Origin of the sequence: Pseudoalteromonas sp. Hal040 (assembly GCF_037162425.1) — a bacterium.
Classification (GTDB): Bacteria; Pseudomonadota; Gammaproteobacteria; order Enterobacterales; family Alteromonadaceae; genus Pseudoalteromonas; species Pseudoalteromonas gelatinilytica.
In genome coordinates, this window is the sequence record NZ_JARLUU010000001.1 from 3747147 (window position 1) to 3765024 (window position 17878).

The window sequence follows — 17878 nt, forward strand, 5'->3', positions numbered from 1 at the left end:
TGAATGAGGCTAAGCGTTTGTTCACATCGAGTTTGCTAAGCTTAGGGCTTGGCAGAGTTTGCAATTGATGCCACTCTAGTTAAAGCAAATCAAGAAACATACTGACTCAATGTTTGCTGTGATTATTCTCTCGTGCCTAAAAAAGGAGTATCTATGCCGGCGGAAAAAACGCATTTAGCGATCTGTAATCTCACTAAAGAACAGTATCCACAAATCAAAACTCTGATGGATCAAGCCTATCCAGGGCTTGGTGGGGCTTGGCCTAGCCACACTATTTTTAGGCTGATAGACCAGTTTCCGGAAGGGCAAATAGGCATCGTCGATGATGGTGTCTTGGTGGGCATCGCCTTGAGTGTGCAGGTAGATTACGCGCGCTTTTCTAACCCTCATACCTACGAAGACATTGTTGATGGTCACGACCGAGTATTTAGTGACCCTGAGGGTGATGCACTTTATGGTTTGGATGTGGTTATTTCATCGACTCATCGAGGGATGCGACTTGGCAGACGTTTATACGATGCACGAAAAGAGCTGTGCCGTCAGTATAACTTACGCGCTATTTTAGCGGGTGGGCGAATTCCGCGATATTACAATCACAGTGCAGAGATGTCTCCGATGGAGTACATCGAAAAAGTTGACCACAAAGAACTGTACGATCCGATTTTAAGCTTTCAGCTATCTAATGACTTCCAAGTTAAACGTTTACTTAAGAAATATCTTCCTGAAGATCAGGAGTCAGTTGGTTATGCCACTTTACTTGAGTGGAATAACATTATGTTTGAGCCGACTGATACAGTACTTGAGTCGACCAAATCAATTGTCCGTGTCGGTGCCGTACAGTGGCAAATGCGCTGTGTTGAGTCTGTTGAGGAGCTGCTCAAGCAAGTGGAATACTTTGTTGATACGGTGTCTGACTATAAAAGTGACTTTATTCTGTTTCCGGAGTTTTTCAATGCCCCGTTAATGGGTCTCACTGAGCAAAGTAATCAAACGGAAGCCATTCGCTATCTGGCCGAATACACAGAAACATTCCGTGATGCGATGTCGCGCATGGCGGTTGAATATAATGCCAATATTATCACCGGTTCAATGCCGCTCGCAGAAGATGACAAGATTTATAATGTCAGCTATTTGTGCCACCGTAGCGGTAAAATTGATGAGCAGCGCAAAATTCATATTACGCCCCATGAGCAAAATGACTGGGTGATCCAAGGTGGTGACAAAATTGCGGTATTTGAAACGGATGCGGGTCGTGTTGGTATTCAAATTTGTTACGATGTTGAGTTCCCTGAGCTGTCGCGTATTCTCGCTAAGCAAGGGCTGGATATTTTGTTCGTGCCATTTTGGACGGATACTAAAAACAGTTACTTACGTGTTCGTCATTGTGCGCAAGCACGTGCAATCGAAAATGAATGTTATGTTGTGATTGCAGGCTCGGTTGGTAACCTACCAGAGGTAGAAAGTTTAGATGTACAGTACTCACAATCGGCAGTGCTTACCCCATCTGATTTCTCATTCCCGCATGATGCGACCTTGAATGAAGCAACACCAAATACCGAAATGCTGTTATTCAGTGATTTAGATATGGATAAACTGAAAATTCTTCACAGTGAAGGTACGGTAAGAAACTTAAAAGACCGCCGTGAAGATTTGTATGACGTGATCTTGAAAAAGCGAGATCACTAATGGCGTGGTTGTATTTAATTGTCGCAGGTCTGTTAGAAATTGGCTGGCCTGTTGGCCTTAAGATGTCTCAACAGGCAGACAGCCGCTGGTTAGGCATTGCAATAGCCGTCGCCTTTATGGTCGCTAGTGGCTTTATGTTGTGGTTGGCGCAGAAGAATATTCCGATGGGGACATCCTATGCTGTATGGACAGGAATCGGTGCAGCGGGCACTTTCTTGGTCGGTATTTTATTTTATGGTGATGCCGCCACATTTGGCCGCATTGCCGGAGTACTGCTGATAATTAGCGGAGTGATAACCCTAAAAATTAGTCATTAATAAGCGGCAATAGCCGCTTTTTAATGACTAGAAACGCACCTAATTGGGTAGCATTACCAGAATGGCTGCCAGTGCAATTAACACAAGCCCCGCCGTGTCTTGGCGTTTTAGCGGTTGTTTTAACCAAAGAATTGATACCAAAATGGTAAAGAATACTTCTATCTGCCCCAATGTTTTTACATAAGCAACATGCTGCAAGCTCATGGCGCTAAACCAACCAATAGAACCTAAACAGCTACAAACACTAACAGCGGTCGTGGTGCCTTTGTGATGCCACATTTTCTTAAATGTATCGCGCTCTTTTAATGCAATATACACGCACAGCATCAGTGTTTGTAAGCTAATTATCAGCACTAACACCCAAGCTGCCGAGTGTGGAAAAGTCAGTCCTGAATTTAAACTTGCCTCACGGATCCATGACGATGAAAGAGCAAATGAAGTACCACAGGCAAGCCCAAGCAGTGCGGTGCCCAAATTAAAGTGTTTAACATTCGCGATGCCACTTAATAGCAATACCGCAATTGCACCAATAAATACGCCAACCCAACCTAGTAATGACAGAGCTGAGCCAAAGAACATAACACCTAAAATGGCCGCCATTAGCGCTTCACTTTTGGCAAGCCCTGCGCCGACAGCAAAATTATTCATTTTAAACAGTTTTACCATCAAACCAGTGGCAACGATTTGGACGATACTGGCACCAACAATGTAGCCAATAAAAGCTAGGTTAAAATCAGGAAGTGCGGCGTCTTGATACTGATAAAGTGCAAATAAATACAGGGCAGCAATTGGGCTGGCAACGATAAAGCGAGCAAGTGTTACCCCGGCAACACTCACTGTTGCACTGAGTTTACTTTGCAGAGCGTTGCGCCACGACTGCATAAATGCCGCAAAAATAGTTAAGAAAATCCAAGTCATATTGAAAATAAATTAATGAGGAGAGGCAATTAGAGTAACAAAACCAAAGTATGAGAGCATTAGCTTATCGACCAACTTGAGAAAAACTCAGCTGTGACAATATGCCGCAGGGCTTTTATGCTGTCATTAGGCTATAGTGACAATGATGCTATTGCTGGCCGCTGCTGTTTTAAGTAGCGGCTTTTTTTTGTTTACGCTAGGGTAGGTTATTACAGTTAAAAGGTAAGGAAATATCATGACCACATTGATTATCTGCGCACTCATCGCAGTGCTCATACCTTATTTAGCTAAAGCTCCCGTGGCTTTCGCACAAAATAAGTTATCAGGCTATGACAATAAGCACCCGCGTGAACAACAAGCAAAACTTACTGGCTTTGGTGCTCGTGCATTGGCTGCACATCAAAATAGCTTTGAATCATTGATTATTTTTGCAGTCGCGCTGGCAGTTGTAATAGGTAGCAATAATGTCTATCAGGTGACAGAAACCTTAGCGATTATGCATGTTATCGCCCGCGTGTTGTATTGTATTTTCTACTACATAAACCAAGATATTCTGCGCTCATTAGTCTGGCTTGTTGGTTATGTTTGTGCTGTGGCGATGATTGCTGTTTGCCTCTAGTCACAAGCCAATGAGTTAAAAACCACAAAGCAAGCGGCTTAAATAAGGCGCTTGCTTTAGGGTCTTAAGTGGTTACTTTTACTTAGAGCTAACTTTAATTTTCTCTATTAAATCCTTTGCTTGATAGTTTTCGTCTAAGGCAAAATCGAGTTGCACTAAGGCGTTTTTAAAGCCAGATTCAGACGGCGCATATTGCCATTGTTTTAAGGCTCTTTTCGCTTCTCGATTGAAAACATTCTCAGGCTCTGCACTTACCACACTAACATTGCTGGTGGCGCCACTTGGTAAGATATCGTATTTCAAAACGACTGAACCGCTAATACCTTGCTCCGCAGCTTGAATTGGGTATATCGGCTCTACGCGCATTACCGCTTGATAGACTTTTGTCTTTTCAACGGACATCGGCTGTTTTGCAATGGCAAAACTGCTAAGCATGCCTGTTGTAAAAATAACTAACGCTGTTTTTGCAATAAATGAGCTGTTGTCGATCTGCTTTATTTGATTTAGACGTTGTAACATGGTGTTTTTATCTCCGTATTGTGAATAAGCCATTAAGCCTGTTCTGCTAAAGCTTGCACAGTGCACTAATGCCTTACTGTATAAAATTCGTTGTTCAGTTGATTTATTTTTGAGTACTTGCTCATCACATGAAAGCTCTTGAATACGGCGCAGACTTGCATAACCAAGCCAAGCGACAGGGTTAAACCACAGCAAAATAGTGGCACTTAAAGCGATGGCATTAATTAGGTTATCTTTGCGTTTAATGTGCACTGATTCATGCTCTAAAATAAGCGCTAAAGCATGGCTGTCGTAGTGGTTTTGGTAGTTTGTTGGCAGCACTAGCTTGGTGTTTATAACCCCTACAACCATAGGTGAGCTCACCTGGTTGCTTTGGTATAGGCACATACTTTGGTTGTTGTGATGATCAACCGTAATTGGCGCTAATTGCAGTTTTGCTAAAAAGCGGTAATGAAAATATACGGCAGTGATCAGCAGTGCAGCACTAATAAAGCCATAAATAGCAAACCAAGTGAGCGTAAACTGCGGCATTATTGCTGTGTTTGGCGTGATAGTCAGCGTACTGATAAAGTCGTTTTGAATTGGCTTTAAGTGTTCTGGTAGGTTCGCTAATAATAAACTAATCGGTAATAGCGCCCACAGTGTATAAACCAAGCGTGCCGACAGCTGGCTTAGCAGCTTTCGCTCTAGCAGCAATAAAAACATAATTGCAGATGAGATCAAAAGTTGTTGATCTAACAACCAATTAAAAAATGCATCTAACATAACAACGCCTTATTTTTGCTGTTTTTCCCAATCATCGATGACCTTTTTCAGCTCATCAATATCATGTTGTGAGAGTTGCTCTGATTTAGCAAAGCCACTCACCAGCGGCGCAATTCGGCCATTAAAAAAGCGTTCAATAAAGCTTTGGCTTTCTTTTAATGTGTATTCTTCACGAGCAATGCAAGGGGTGTAGTTATATTGGCGACCTTGTTTCTCGAAGCTTAGTGCGCCTTTTTTAACTAAACGGCTTAGTAGCGTTTTAATGGTTTTTTCGTGCCATTCTTTATCGTCACTTAAACGCGCAATTACTTCACTAGCCGTGGCTGGGTAGCCAAGCCATACCGCATCTAATACTTCGAATTCAGCTTTAGAAAGTTCAATCATTTTTATGCCTACAGATGTAATCTATAATTTAAGATTACACGTGTAATCAATTAATGCAAACTTTTTTGTTAGAGAATGTCACTTTTTTTGATACTGACTACCTGTCCTTCGGGCAAATTCAGCGTGGTGAGTGATAGCTTTGCGATATCTGTGCGGTACAGGTCGATGACTTTGTAGCCACAAAAATGAGCCATTTTTCGTATTTGCCGGTTTAAACCTTGCTTTAAGACGATGCAAAACTGCGTTTCGTTGACTTGAGTCACCTCACAAGGAAGGGTTATTTGTTTATCGACAGGCACACCGTTTGCCATTTTTTCACAGAAGTCGCCATCAAGGGGCTTATCTACCGTAACTAAATAGCGTTTGGGTTGGTGGTAATCAGGGTGGATCAGTTGATTACAAAACTCACCGTCATTGGTCAAAATCAATAAACCTCGGGAGTCCTTGTCGAGCCGGCCAATTGGGTAAACGCGAGTGGTTTTAGGTAGACTATGAATAAGACTGGTTGGGTCGTCAGCATTTAATTTGCAATCTATACCAACGGGTTTGTTATACGCAAAGTAGGTGAGTGGCGCTTTAGCTGAAATTTTTTCGCCAAGTACAATTACATCATCGTGCACATCAACATGATCTATGTGATTTGCAGCACGGCCATTTACTGTTACCTCACCTTGGTCAATCAAGCGCGATGCTTGCTTTCGAGAGCAGATACCTGCATGGGCAATAAATTTGGCGAGTCGCACTTTTTCAGTCATGGATGCTTTTTGTACAATTAATTTGATCACAGTATACCAAAATCACGTATAAATAGTTCCACCATCAAAGAGGAACGCACATGCCTATCAAGTTATCAGAGCTTGCAGATCATCAGCCACTGCAAAAGGTTATACTTCACTCGTTGGAAATGGCACTGTATCAGGTGTCTGTGGTCATCAATAACGTTGAATATTATGTCACTGATGAGCAAGGTGAGTTTATTCGTGATATTAGCCCGTTGCACATTCAAAAACGTCTTGATCACCTAAGTTATGGCGATATGGTTTTACGCCACACCAGTGCTTATGATGAGATGTGCGGTCAGCCCGAAAAGCTGGCGAGTAATATGCTCGAAGTACCTTATGGTAAGAACCACTTATACTGATTAACGATATAAGCGTATACTGAGTCATAACATTTTATAGGTATGCTATGTATCAATTAAAAAGTGATGACTCAGCTGATTTAAACAACCAGCTCAGAGAACATATTGTTGCTTTCAACGCCGCGCATTTTAATGCCGAGCGTATTCCTTTAGGCTTTAAGTTCGTTAATAAACATAACAGTGTTGTAGCTGGTATTCATGGCCAAGTATTTGGTAATTGGCTGCTTATTAGTTGGCTTTGGTGTGATGATAAGACGCGTGGTAAAGGGCTTGCGACACGATTACTCGCTGAATTAGAGAGTAAAGCTAAAGCGCTTGGTGCAAACACCGCACAACTTGATACGCTCGATTTCCAAGCTAAACCCTTTTACGAAAACAACGGCTACCAAGTTAAATACGAAATGAGTAATTACCCACTCGACGGCTGCCGTTATTTTATGGAAAAAAGCATTTAACTATCAGCTTTTACTCACTTCGCTTTAAGCACGTCTTGCTCGGTAAAAGTAACACCTAAGAAAGGCGTTGCCTCAGGGGCAAGCATGAAAGTGCGGATGTTCATGTGGTCTTGCCCTTCAGGATTGCGCAATACATCATCTCGATAAAACGCGCCAAAGCAATCTAGGGTGTTTTGTTTACTTAGTTGATTAAGCTTTGCAAAGGCAAAAACTTTACACGAACCATTATTTTCATTAGCTGCACTTAACAGCCCATGATTATTAAAAGCGCTTGGGATAAAGTCATAATTGTTGTCTATGACCGCCATGGTGTCGGTAAATTCAATTTGTTGTGGTGAGTTTGCTAATGTTGCCAGGAAATCGTTCAGAGTCATTGCTTGTCCTTAAAAATTGTTCTTTATCAACTCTAACTCATTCACTTGCTGATTGATATTAAACTTAAAATTCTCTAAAAAGTTCATACCAAGCAAACCATAGCCAACATGATTTTCTATTACCAGCACTTCAAAATTACGAATACGTTGTTGTCCGACTTGAAACGACTCGAGTTGATAACGCCGCGCTTCAACAACGCCATTAGCTGTGTTTACTTCTAGTGTGCCAAGGTAATTGGCAGGACTATTCAGCGAGTTTAATTGCGTTTGATTTATGACTGTAAAGCTCGCGCCCGTGTCGATCATCAACTCGGTTTCGATATCATCGTTGATAATACTGTTCACTAAATAGTGTGAACCTCGAGCGGTTAATTTTATAACTTCAACTCCTGCGAGGGCTTGTTGAATCAACAGATGTAACAGCTCAGCTTGCTGTTTATATTCATGATCTTCAGGCAGTTGATCTAGGGTTATTTGGCTCGCGACATAATCTTCTAAATGATAGTTAGCTAATGCATGATTATATAAGTAATGCGCGTAACCTGGCGCGTAATCAAGCCACTGTTGACTGCTATTAAGCAATGCCTGCCATTGTTGCGCCGCAATAAGTTCATCAATATAGGATGTGCTTAGCTCGTCTATTTGTTTGTTAAGCTGTTGCTTATCATTGCTGTCTAACTGGTTGCTAAGTGCCAGTAAATTAATAATTCCCTGTTGAGTATCACCTTGTGCGATTAAACGCTTTGCCTCAAGTTCAAGCATGGTGACATCGTAAGGGTGACTATTTAAAAAGGCCGTTAAAAATTGCTCACTTAAGGTGAATTTTTGATGGGAAAGCCATGTCTCAAGTTGTTGTTGCCAAATTTGTTTAAGTTGCCTTGCATAGCGAGGTTCATTAACAAGCAATTGGGTGTACTCGGCCACCGCTTTGTCGAATAATTGGTTGCTAAATAGCGCAACAGCTTGTTGAAAGTGGGCTGGTAAAACCGCGCTTTTCTTGACTATGGGAGTGGTTGCTACAGTCTCAATTTGTTTTGGCTTCGCGGGGTTAAACAGTTGCCAAATAAAGTAACCATTTAAACAAAGAGAACACAGTAATATTAATTTAAGTAAAGCATTCATCCGTTTCGCCCACCTGTTTTAAATCTTCGTTGCCTATTTACTCAGCATAAAATAAATCTTTGAAAGTCGTTACTTTTTAACTAAATGATTGAGCGCCATGATATTGTTTATTTCAATATCAGCTAATCCTTGATAACGATATTGAGTTGCTTGGTTATTTAGCCAAACACTTTGGCAGCCGGCATTATTGGCGCCTTGCACATCAGTATCTAGGCTATCGCCAATGTGCAAAATTTCCTTGTGAGGCACCTTCAAGTGTTTGGCTGCGCTATCAAATAAGGCGCTATGCGGCTTCGCTTTTCCATGTGGGCCAGCTTGTAAAACTAACTCAAATACACCATTAAGGTTAAACTTTTCTACTTCGACATTACCATTGGTGATGGCGATGAGGCGGTAGTGTTTACTGAGATTAGTAAGTAATTCAAGTACTTCATTAGTCACGTTTATTTGACTGCGAGCATCAGCGAATGCCTGATAAGCATTTTCGGCATGCAACTGAGCTTGCTCTGCTGAAAAACCCAGATCGGTCATGGCATAGTGTAATGCTGCTTGTCGCCAGCGTGTAACGTCATCAATTAAAGTTGCATCATGTTTTAAAGCATTATCGCGGCATGTTAACCAGTAGCTCATGCTATCGGCTGGCCATTGGTCTAATGCTTCTAAGTAATCAGCTTGTGCTTGCAAGGCTGACTTTATGATCGGATGGTTGTTGTAAAGTGTGTCGTCTAAATCAAAACTTAAAACAGAAACTGGCGATAGGGCACGGTTAAATCGGATCATAATGGTAAGGGTTTACTCTGATGTTGAGCGCTTTTTAGCGCGTGGATGGGTGTTATCGTACACTTTAGCTAAATGCTGAAAATCTAAATGCGTATAAACTTGCGTTGCAGACAAACTACTGTGTCCTAAGAGTTCTTGTACGGCACGCAGATCCCCTGATGATTCTAAGATATGTGATGCAAACGAGTGGCGTAATTTATGCGGATGCACTTGCGAGCTGATCCCTTGCTTAATGCCCCATTCTTGCATCCGTAAGCGAACTTGGCGTACGGAAATTCGCTTTTTTTGGCTGCTAACAAACACAGCTATTTCATCTGGGTGTGCAAATTGAGGGCGAATTTTCAGCCATGCTTTTAATGCACTGAGCGCTTTGCTGCCTACAGGTAATAAACGTTCTTTGTTACCTTTACCACGGACTAAAATTTCGCCTTCAGTCGGGTTTATATCTTGTATGTTAGCACCAACTAACTCGCTAATGCGCAGACCCGATGAGTACATTAATTCCATCATAGCTTTGTCACGAATAGCTAAAGGCTCATCATCTGGCAATTCTAGTAGCTTAGCCATTTGATCTACATCTAAATTTTTGGGTAAAGGCTTGGAAAATTTTGGCCCTTTAATGGCCTCTGCCGGATTGTGATAATGTGCCTGACTGGCTATATTTTTGGCTTTTAAGAATTTATATAAACTGCGAATACAGCTTAGTTTTAAACTGATTGTGCGACCACTCAATTGTTTGCTTCGCATTTGCATGCTGTAACGGCGAATATGCTCACCTTGAACAGCAAACCAGTCTTCACATAGTTTACTAAAGTACAAAGCTGCGAAGCCTAGCTGGCTAGTGTATTGGTTTACTGTGTGCGCTGAGTATTGTTTTTCGTAGCGTAAGTAGTCTGCAAATAGTTGGATGGGTGTTCGCCAAGCATCACTTAATTCATCAATGTCTGGCGTCGTCACATCGCTCATGCAAGTTCCAACAAGCGCAGTTGCAATGAGCGCACAAACTCAAGGACAAAAAAGCTGTCTTTTGCCGGTTCGAAGTGATTTACGTCATCACTACCAAACGCCAAAATTGCCACAGGGTGTTTCGTGTTACCAATTAGATATAAAGCAGTCGATTGAGTCGTGTCTGAAAACAGTAAGTCTCTTTCTTGTTGGCTTACTCGACCCAAGTAAATGCCGTCGTTTTGCAGGCGATGAGCAATTAATTCATCAAACTTTTTATCGTACTTAACTAAGTGGCATTCGTTAATTGATGGGTTCGTGCAGATAATATTGCGCAAGTTGCTAGCCAGTGTCGTAAAGTCGTAGTTAGTCCATAACTGACGATGACAGTCGCTAAATAAGCGGTAAATTAACTCGTTTTCTTTTGCTTGTTCAACGAGCTGCTCAATCTTATTTTTTAATAACGTATTGTGTTCACGTAATTGGCGCTGTTGAATATGCACCAAAGACGTTGCTCCCGCCGTTTGCTGTTGTAGTTCAACTTCAGCGAGCACATCAGGGTTTTTAATAAAAAAATCAGGGTGTGCTTTTAAATATTCAGCAATTTGTTGTTCTGTTAGTTTGCTCATAGTGCCACTTGTCCATCAAAAACATGCTCAGCAGGGCCTGTCATTCGTACAGGGTGGCCTTCGCCTTGCCAACGTACTTGTAAACTGCCGCCGGGCAAGTCAACTTGTACGGTAGTCGCAAGTTTACTCTGAATTTGACCAACCACGACCGCAGCACAGGCACCTGTACCACAGGCTAAGGTTTCACTTACGCCACGTTCCCACACTCTTAGTTTAATATGATCTTGCGAAATTACCTGCATAAAACCAACATTTGCGCGTTGTGGAAAGCGTTCATGATTTTCAAGCAGTGGGCCTAAGGTAGCGACTTCTGCGGTATGAATGTCATCAACTTCTAACACGCAATGCGGGTTACCCATCGATACTGCGCCACTAAATACCGTATGTTCTTCCGTGCGAAGAATATAGGTCAGCTCACGCTTGCTGGCTTTTAATGGGATTTTGTTCGGTTCAAAATTGGGGTGGCCCATATTTACCGTTACTTGACCATCTTTCTCTATATAAAGCGTGAGGTTACCAGATTTTGTTGAAACCGAGATTTTGTGCTTATTGGTCAGGCCTTTCATACGCACAAAGCGGGCGAAACAGCGCGCACCGTTGCCGCATTGTTCAACTTCGTTACCATCGGCATTGAAAATACGATAATGAAAATCGAGATCAGGAGAGTAAGGGGCTTCAACCATAAGCAGTTGATCGAAGCCAATGCCGAAATGGCGATCTGCCAGCTTCTTTATTTGATCACGTGATAAAAAAACATTTTGAGTAATGTTATCAATAACGACAAAGTCATTACCTAGGCCGTGCATTTTTGAAAAATTAACTAACATAACGCTCTAATTCGGGTTTGCTCTGAGCTAATCATGCCACAGAGCAGGGCGGTTATAAAAACGTTTATGGTAAAATTTTCTCACCTTGCCAAAGGCTTTCTAAGGTTTCGCGTAGGCGAATTAAATGGCTTTGTTGGCCATCAACCATGATCTCTGCAACACGCGGGCGTGAGTTGTAGTTTGAGCTCATGGTAAAACCATACGCGCCAGCGGCTGCGCTGTGCTAATAAGTCACCGGCTTGAAGTGCAAGCTCACGGTCTTTACCTAAAAAGTCGCCGGTTTCACAAACTGGGCCGACAATATCGTAGTTGTGAGTAGGCGTATCATCTGTGCGAGGTTCAACTGGCACAATATTTTGCCAAGCTTGATACAGCGATGGGCGCAACATATCGTTCATACCCGCATCAACAATAGCAAAGAACTTTTCTTGGTTTTGTTTAATAAACTCAACTTTAGTAACTAAAATACCTGCGTTGGCTGCAATCGCACGACCAGGTTCAAAAATAAGTTCTAAATCTTGGTAGTCTGCTAATCGAGCGGTAATTTTATCAACATACTCGCTTGGGTGAGGAGGCGTTTCGCCATTATAAGGCACGCCAAGACCACCACCGATATCTAGGTGAGTTAGCTTGATGCCAACCGCTTTTAACTCTTCGATAAGAGTTAGTACTTTTTCAAGGGCTGCTAAGAAAGGTTTAATTTCTGTTAGCTGCGAACCAATGTGGCAATCTACACCAGTAATGTTTAAACCGGGCAGAGATGCGGCATGTTGATACACCGTCACTGCAGTTTGAATATCAATACCAAATTTATTCTCTTTCAAACCGGTTGAGATATAAGGGTGCGTTTTTGCATCTATATCTGGGTTTACGCGAATCGAAATCGGTGCCACCAAGTTAAGATCCGTTGCCACTTTTGAAATTCGCTCAAGCTCAGCCACTGACTCAACGTTAAAACACTTGATCCCCAATTCAAGTGCATAGGCAATTTCATCAGCGGTTTTTGCAACGCCAGAAAATACAACCTTATTTGCGTCTCCGCCTGCTTGAATAACGCGCGCAAGCTCACCTTTTGAAACGATATCAAAACCTGACCCAAGTCGCGCTAAAATATTCAGCACGGCAATATTTGAGTTGGCTTTTACGGCATAGCACACCAAGCTTTTATGTGACTTAGCAGCGTCTGCAAAAGCTAGATAATGACGTTCAAAGGTTTTGCGTGAATAGATATAACAAGGCGTACCATATTGTTCGGCAAGCTCTTTGACAGCGATGTCTTCAGCGAACAGCTGATTATTATTGTAGTTAAAAAAGTCCATCTATTGGTCCTGTTTTTGCTCTGGTTGTTCGGATGGATCAGCTTGCGGCTGAGACTTTGCAGGCGGCTTAGTATCATCTGGCAGATAAAGAGCACCACTTTGTCCGCAACCTGCTAGGGTTAGTAGAAGGGCGCTTAGAGGTAAAATGGTTTTTAATTTTTGGCTATGAGTCTCTTTCATTAGATTAATACGGTTGCTGGCTTTATAATCGCAGAGTAACAGAATATTTAAAAAATGCAGCTATTCGCGGATGAATTTATTCCTGTTACACTTGATGTACACAATCTGCCCCCAGATCTAGGCTTAAAGCCAGTTAAAGGACACTAAAATGACTGATCATGAATACCACACACTAGCCGATGCATTAATGCTAACTATTGAAGAGCAAATCGATGAATGTGATGCCGATTTAGACTACGAATCAGCGTCAGGTATTTTAGAAATCATCTTTCCTGATCGCAGTAAAATAGTGATCAACAAGCAAGCACCATTACACCAAGTTTGGGTAGCGACTAAATTTAACGGTCACCATTTTGAACTACGCGACGATAAGTGGATTGATAACCGCTCAGGTGCAGAGTTTTGGCAATTTATGTGTGATGCGGCAACCCGTCAAGCAGGTCAAACAATTGAATGGCGTTCTGAACTATGAGTTTAGAGTTTGTTGAATATCCAGCACAAGGTGAACACAAAGCAACGGTTATCTGGCTACATGGTTTAGGTGATTCAGGTGATGGCTTTGCGCCCGTTGCACCGCAACTTGCTTTACCACAAGAGCTTGGCGTGCGTTTTGTGTTTCCACATGCGCCAGTGCAACCGGTCACCTTAAATGGTGGTATGGCAATGCGCTCTTGGTACGACATTAAATCAATGGATTTAGATAAGCGTGCTGACGAGCATGGAGTGCGTGAATCTGCTGCAAAAGTGGCTGCAATTATTGACCAAGAAATTGCAAAAGGTATCGCGTCAAACAAAATTATTCTTGCCGGTTTTTCGCAAGGGGGTGTGGTATCGCTACACTTAGCGCCACGTCTAGATTATAAATTAGCGGGTGTAATGGCACTTTCAACCTACATGTGTGTGCCTGCAAAATTAGCCGATGAAGCCAAGCAGCAAGGGTTAAATATTTTTATGGCACATGGTCGATTTGACGATGTGGTACCGCATAGCGCAGGCAGACAAGCATTTGACGTGCTTAGCGCAAATAACATGGAAGTAAGCTGGCAAGACTATCCGATGGCGCACCAAGTTTGTGGTGAAGAGTTAATGGCTATTCGAGAGTGGTTAATTGCTCGCTTGAGTTAATTTTTGGTTTTAGAGGCCAACATGACAAAGAAACTTGTAATTACAGCAAATATGAATACCGTTGAACCGGTTAATTCAGCGCCGACGGCAGTGAGCTATCAATGGCATTGGCGACGCATCTTTATGGTTAGCAGTGTTATCTTAATTGCGCTGGCTATATTAGTGTATAGCTTTATTGGCGCTGTAAATGCAGAGCAATCACCGCAAGATGAACCGCAAGCAGAGTTTGTAAATGCTGAGCTACAAGCGCCTTTGAATGACGCTGTGCAAGAAGAGCCAAAAGAAATCGTCGCGCCGTCAATGAATGAGCAAACACCGCTGGCCGATAACACAGAAACGACTAAAGCAGAGGTTGTGAGCTCAAACATTGTAGAACCTGAGGTTATGATAGGAGAGGCTGAGATCGACAGTGAACAGGTTGTTGATGAGCAACAACCTGAAACATCAGCTGTCATCCTTGATGATGAAGAAGCCCCACAAACTGAACAGCAAGTAGAGATTGCTGCAGCTCCTGATGCTCAGCAGCAGTTTTCGCAGTCAGCACATATTGCCAGTGTGGCAATTGGCGCTAAAATAGACACGGATAAAGTAAGCCGCGCGGTATTAACAACCGATGTTGTTGATCGAGAACCAGTAAACGTTTTAAAAAACGATGTAAAATTAGCGCAAATAAGCAATAGCCTGAGCTTTTTTAGTGAGCTTAGAAATTTGCAAGGGCAAACTGTTCGTCACCAATGGTATTACCAAGGCCAACAGCTTGCTTCGATTGAATTGGCCGTCAGTAGTCCACGTTTTCGTACTTATTCAACGAAAAACATCATGCCAGAGCAACTGGGTGATTGGCGTGTTGAAGTTATTGACGCAGATGGCAATTTACTGGCCCAAAAAGAATTTAGAATTTTAGCTGAATAATATTTAGTATCAGCCTGATAATTAATTGGATTTTTCATGACACAGACAACAAAACTAGTTCGTATCGCTACCCGTAAAAGTGCACTTGCTTTATGGCAGGCTGAATTTGTAAAAGCTCAATTAGAGCACTTCCACGACGACGTAACGGTAGAGTTGGTTCCTATGTCGACACAAGGCGATATTATCCTTGATACACCATTGGCCAAGATTGGTGGTAAAGGCTTATTCGTAAAAGAGCTTGAGCAAGCAATGCTTGATGGTCGTGCAGATATTGCGGTGCATTCTATGAAAGATGTGCCTGTTGAATTTCCTGAAGGTTTAGCATTACATACAATTTGTGAGCGTGAAGACCCACGCGATGCGTTTGTATCAAACAACTACAAAAGCTTAGATGAGTTGCCACAAGGTGCGATTGTTGGTACATCAAGCTTACGCCGCCAATGCCAAATTCGCGAAGCGCGCCCAGATTTAGACATTCGTGATTTACGCGGTAATGTTAATACGCGTTTAGCAAAGCTTGATGATGGTCAATATGATGCAATCATCCTAGCTGCAGCGGGTCTCATTCGTTTAGAAATGCCAGAGCGTATCACTGCCTTTATCGAGCCAGAAGTGTCTCTACCTGCAAATGGCCAAGGCGCAGTGGGGATTGAGTGCCGTATTGATGACGAAGTAACAAAAGCATTATTAGCGCCACTAGAGCATACTGAAACTCGTATTCGTGTTAATGCCGAGCGTGCTATGAACCGCCGTTTAGAAGGTGGTTGCCAAGTACCAATTGGTGCATTTGCATTGGTTGAGGGTGAACAGGTGCATTTACGTGGTTTAGTGGGCGCTATTGATGGCAGCCAAATGCTACGTGATGAAGTGACAGGTCCAGTAGCTGACGCTGAGCAGTTAGGTATTACACTTGCTGAAAAGCTACTCGCGCAAGGTGCTGATAAAATTTTAGCTGAAGTATACAGAGACGCTTAATATGCATATTTTGATAACTCGTCCAGAAGGAAAAGGCACTGAGCTTGCTCTTGAGCTTCAGCAGGCGGGTTATCAAACAACCCTGTGCCCAGTCCTGACCTTAGATTATCTCACTGTTAATAGTAGTGAACTCGCACCGCTAGAAAATGCCGATAAAATCATTTTTATCTCGCAAGATGCCGTGCACGCCTTGTTAAAACTCACACCAACAATCAACAAAGCAGCGCAACTTTATGCGGTCGGTCAGCAAACTGCTGATGCGGTTTATGAAGCTTTTGGGCGTCGTGCTGCAGTACCCAAACAGCATGATTCAGAAGGTTTGCTTGAATTAAAAACGCTGCAAGATGTTGAACTAAGTAACATTGTTTTAGTGAAAGGTGAAGGCGGGCGCACGACCATAGCAAAAACTTTAAAACAACGTGGTGCTTTGTTAAATCAGTTGGTTGTTTACAAGCGGAGCGCAATTGAGAGCGAACCGGGTAAGTGGATGGACCACTGGCAAACAATTGATGTAGAAGGTATAGTCATTACCAGTAATGCAGCGGTGGATGCCATTTTTAATGGCTTAAATGAACCTCAGCGTGCATGGTTGAAAGAGCGGAAATTTTTCGTTGCCAGTGAGCGTATCGCTGACTATTTAAAGCAACAAAATGTCGCAAGAACACAGATACATATTGCTGCAGGGGCGAGCGATGGCGCTATGTTTACCTGCATTAATCAGCAAGGTAGCAAAATGAGTGAAGCAGAATCAAAACAACCCGCAAAGTCAGTGACTGCACAGCCAGAGAAAAAAGCGCAAACGGCAAACACTGGGGCGAAAGCGCCCGTACAAGCTAAAAAAGGCATCAGCAAAACAGGTAGCTTAGCGTTACTTATTTCACTTTTAGTGGCTTCTGCTGTTGGCTATGAGTTCTATCAAAAATTAAATAGCGAACAGCTATCGGCTGTGGCATTGACTGAGCTGACAGATGAAAATCAACGTTTACAGCAGCAAATTGATGCATTAAAAAGCGCACAGCAAACATTACAACATTCACTTTATAACAGTGAACAAAAAGTCACTGAGGCGCTAAATGAAAGTGCTGAGCAAACGCAGCAGCAATTACAAGCGGCTTTAAAACGTGCCGAGCAGCAAACTTTCACGCTTAATCCGCAAGAAGTCACAAGCCTGCAGCGAATGGCTGAATTCAAATTGTGGGCTGAGCACGATTATCAAGGTGCTGCTGCTGTGTTATCTCGCTTAGATAGCTTGCTTGCAGAGCACCCTGGCACTGGAGCTATTCGCCAAGCAATTCACCAAGATTTGCAAACTTTGCATGCTATAGAACCTGTAGCTGTTGAAGCAATTTATTTAAAACTGCATGGCATTAATCAAAAAGTTGATGAATTGGTATTTAATGCTATTTCTCTACCTGAAGAAGTCGTCAAAGAAGACCCAAATCAACTAAGTGAAAATGTTAGCGAGTGGCGTCAAAACCTTGCAAAGTCATGGCAGCAGTTTAAAGACTTCTTCGTAGAAGTGCGCACACGTGAAGATATGGTTATCGCACCATTTTTAAGTGAACAAGAGCGTCACTTAGTAAAGCAACGCCTAAGTTTATACTTAGCTCAAGCGCAAGATGCTGTATTAAGTAAACAAAGTAGTGTGTATTTTAGTGCTGTTGATGCTGCACATAGCTTGGTAAAAGATTACTTTAAGCAAGATGATGCACAAACAAAAGCGGCCTTAAAAAGTCTTGCTGAGCTTTCTAAAGAGCAACTCGATTTTAGCCCAAAAGTGTCACTGCAAAGTACTGAGCAGGTGAAGGAGTGGGCACAATGATCCGCTTTTTATTAATTATTATTGCGATAGCCGTCTGCTTGGGATTTGCCCCTTTTTTATTGAT

General features: G+C 42.5%; 21 protein-coding genes and 1 pseudogene. 10 read left to right on the forward strand and 12 right to left on the reverse strand.

Features of this window, described 5'->3' with window-relative positions:
- Positions 1-153 precede the first annotated feature (153 nt).
- Both P4S60_RS17465 and P4S60_RS17470 read left to right on the forward strand, forming a co-directional pair.
- On the forward strand, positions 154-1686 hold the full coding sequence (locus P4S60_RS17465) for a carbon-nitrogen hydrolase family protein (RefSeq protein ID WP_119854064.1): 1533 nt from the start codon (positions 154-156) through the stop codon (positions 1684-1686).
- On the forward strand, positions 1686-2003 hold the full coding sequence (locus P4S60_RS17470; protein WP_188730553.1) for a DMT family transporter: 318 nt from the start codon (positions 1686-1688) through the stop codon (positions 2001-2003). The genes P4S60_RS17465 and P4S60_RS17470 overlap by 1 nt, the downstream gene beginning before the upstream one ends.
- 39 nt (positions 2004-2042) lie before the next feature.
- Here the strand turns inward: P4S60_RS17470 and P4S60_RS17475 are convergent, their stop codons facing one another.
- Positions 2043-2921, reverse strand: coding sequence for a DMT family transporter (locus tag P4S60_RS17475; protein WP_105181990.1), 879 nt, complete (start codon positions 2919-2921; stop codon positions 2043-2045).
- Positions 2922-3156: 235 nt separating this feature from the next.
- Here P4S60_RS17475 and P4S60_RS17480 point away from each other — a divergent pair, with 235 nt between their 5' ends.
- Complete coding sequence (locus P4S60_RS17480) at positions 3157-3540, forward strand: MAPEG family protein (RefSeq protein ID WP_063700644.1); 384 nt, start codon at positions 3157-3159, stop codon at positions 3538-3540.
- 78 nt (positions 3541-3618) lie between these two features.
- Here the strand turns inward: P4S60_RS17480 and P4S60_RS17485 are convergent, their stop codons facing one another.
- The 3 genes from P4S60_RS17485 to P4S60_RS17495 form a co-directional block, all read right to left on the reverse strand.
- Complete coding sequence (locus P4S60_RS17485) at positions 3619-4824, reverse strand: M56 family metallopeptidase (protein WP_337116778.1); 1206 nt, start codon at positions 4822-4824, stop codon at positions 3619-3621.
- A gap of 9 nt (positions 4825-4833) precedes the next feature.
- The gene (locus P4S60_RS17490) at positions 4834-5208 is read right to left on the reverse strand and encodes a BlaI/MecI/CopY family transcriptional regulator (protein ID WP_054554650.1); all 375 of its coding nucleotides are present in this window, start codon (positions 5206-5208) and stop codon (positions 4834-4836) included.
- Positions 5209-5276: 68 nt separating this feature from the next.
- On the reverse strand, positions 5277-5963 hold the full coding sequence (locus tag P4S60_RS17495; protein ID WP_337116877.1) for a pseudouridine synthase: 687 nt from the start codon (positions 5961-5963) through the stop codon (positions 5277-5279).
- Positions 5964-6043: 80 nt separating this feature from the next.
- Between P4S60_RS17495 and P4S60_RS17500 the strand changes: the two genes are divergently transcribed.
- The gene (locus P4S60_RS17500) at positions 6044-6349 is read left to right on the forward strand and encodes a DUF6482 family protein (RefSeq protein ID WP_062566248.1); all 306 of its coding nucleotides are present in this window, start codon (positions 6044-6046) and stop codon (positions 6347-6349) included.
- A 47-nt stretch (positions 6350-6396) separates the two neighbouring features.
- A complete protein-coding gene (locus P4S60_RS17505; RefSeq protein WP_337116779.1) occupies positions 6397-6804 on the forward strand; it encodes a GNAT family N-acetyltransferase in 408 nt (135 codons plus the stop codon).
- 14 nt (positions 6805-6818) lie between these two features.
- On the opposite strand, the gene P4S60_RS17510 is transcribed toward P4S60_RS17505, so the two are convergent.
- The 8 genes and pseudogenes from P4S60_RS17510 to lptM all read right to left on the reverse strand — a co-directional run bounded on the left by P4S60_RS17510 (position 6819) and on the right by lptM (position 12980).
- Complete coding sequence (locus tag P4S60_RS17510; protein ID WP_337116780.1) at positions 6819-7178, reverse strand: HopJ type III effector protein; 360 nt, start codon at positions 7176-7178, stop codon at positions 6819-6821.
- Positions 7179-7187: 9 nt separating this feature from the next.
- Positions 7188-8300, reverse strand: coding sequence for a retropepsin-like aspartic protease (locus P4S60_RS17515; protein ID WP_337116782.1), 1113 nt, complete (start codon positions 8298-8300; stop codon positions 7188-7190).
- 69 nt (positions 8301-8369) lie between these two features.
- A complete protein-coding gene (locus tag P4S60_RS17520; RefSeq protein ID WP_337116783.1) occupies positions 8370-9080 on the reverse strand; it encodes an HAD-IA family hydrolase in 711 nt (236 codons plus the stop codon).
- Between the two features lie 12 nt (positions 9081-9092).
- Positions 9093-10046, reverse strand: coding sequence for a tyrosine recombinase XerC (locus P4S60_RS17525; RefSeq protein WP_062566243.1), 954 nt, complete (start codon positions 10044-10046; stop codon positions 9093-9095).
- Entirely contained in the window at positions 10043-10654 is a 612-nt protein-coding gene (locus tag P4S60_RS17530) for a DUF484 family protein (RefSeq protein WP_063700662.1), read from the reverse strand. Before P4S60_RS17530 ends, P4S60_RS17525 begins: the two co-directional genes overlap by 4 nt.
- A complete protein-coding gene (gene dapF, locus P4S60_RS17535) occupies positions 10651-11481 on the reverse strand; it encodes a diaminopimelate epimerase (RefSeq protein WP_337116784.1) in 831 nt (276 codons plus the stop codon). The genes P4S60_RS17530 and dapF overlap by 4 nt, the downstream gene beginning before the upstream one ends.
- 64 nt (positions 11482-11545) lie before the next feature.
- Positions 11546-12800, reverse strand: a pseudogene (gene lysA / locus P4S60_RS17540) (diaminopimelate decarboxylase).
- Positions 12801-12980 carry an LPS translocon maturation chaperone LptM gene (lptM, locus tag P4S60_RS17545; protein ID WP_054554660.1) on the reverse strand — a complete coding sequence of 60 codons (180 nt, stop codon included), beginning with the start codon at positions 12978-12980 and terminating at the stop codon, positions 12801-12803.
- A gap of 148 nt (positions 12981-13128) precedes the next feature.
- On the opposite strand from lptM, the gene cyaY reads away from it, so the two are divergent.
- The 5 genes from cyaY to P4S60_RS17570 are packed head-to-tail and all read left to right on the forward strand — an operon-like array spanning position 13129 to position 17814.
- Positions 13129-13452, forward strand: coding sequence for an iron donor protein CyaY (gene cyaY / locus P4S60_RS17550; RefSeq protein WP_054554661.1), 324 nt, complete (start codon positions 13129-13131; stop codon positions 13450-13452).
- The gene (locus P4S60_RS17555) at positions 13449-14105 is read left to right on the forward strand and encodes an alpha/beta hydrolase (protein WP_337116785.1); all 657 of its coding nucleotides are present in this window, start codon (positions 13449-13451) and stop codon (positions 14103-14105) included. Before cyaY ends, P4S60_RS17555 begins: the two co-directional genes overlap by 4 nt.
- A 21-nt stretch (positions 14106-14126) precedes the next feature.
- Positions 14127-15017: a DUF2914 domain-containing protein gene (locus tag P4S60_RS17560; protein ID WP_337116786.1), complete on the forward strand. Its 891-nt coding sequence runs from the start codon at positions 14127-14129 to the stop codon at positions 15015-15017.
- Positions 15018-15053: 36 nt separating this feature from the next.
- Entirely contained in the window at positions 15054-15992 is a 939-nt protein-coding gene (hemC, locus tag P4S60_RS17565; protein WP_337116787.1) for a hydroxymethylbilane synthase, read from the forward strand.
- 1 nt (position 15993) lies between these two features.
- Positions 15994-17814 (forward strand): uroporphyrinogen-III synthase, encoded by a 1821-nt coding sequence (locus P4S60_RS17570; protein ID WP_337116789.1) that lies wholly within the window; start codon positions 15994-15996, stop codon positions 17812-17814.
- Positions 17815-17878 lie beyond the last annotated feature (64 nt).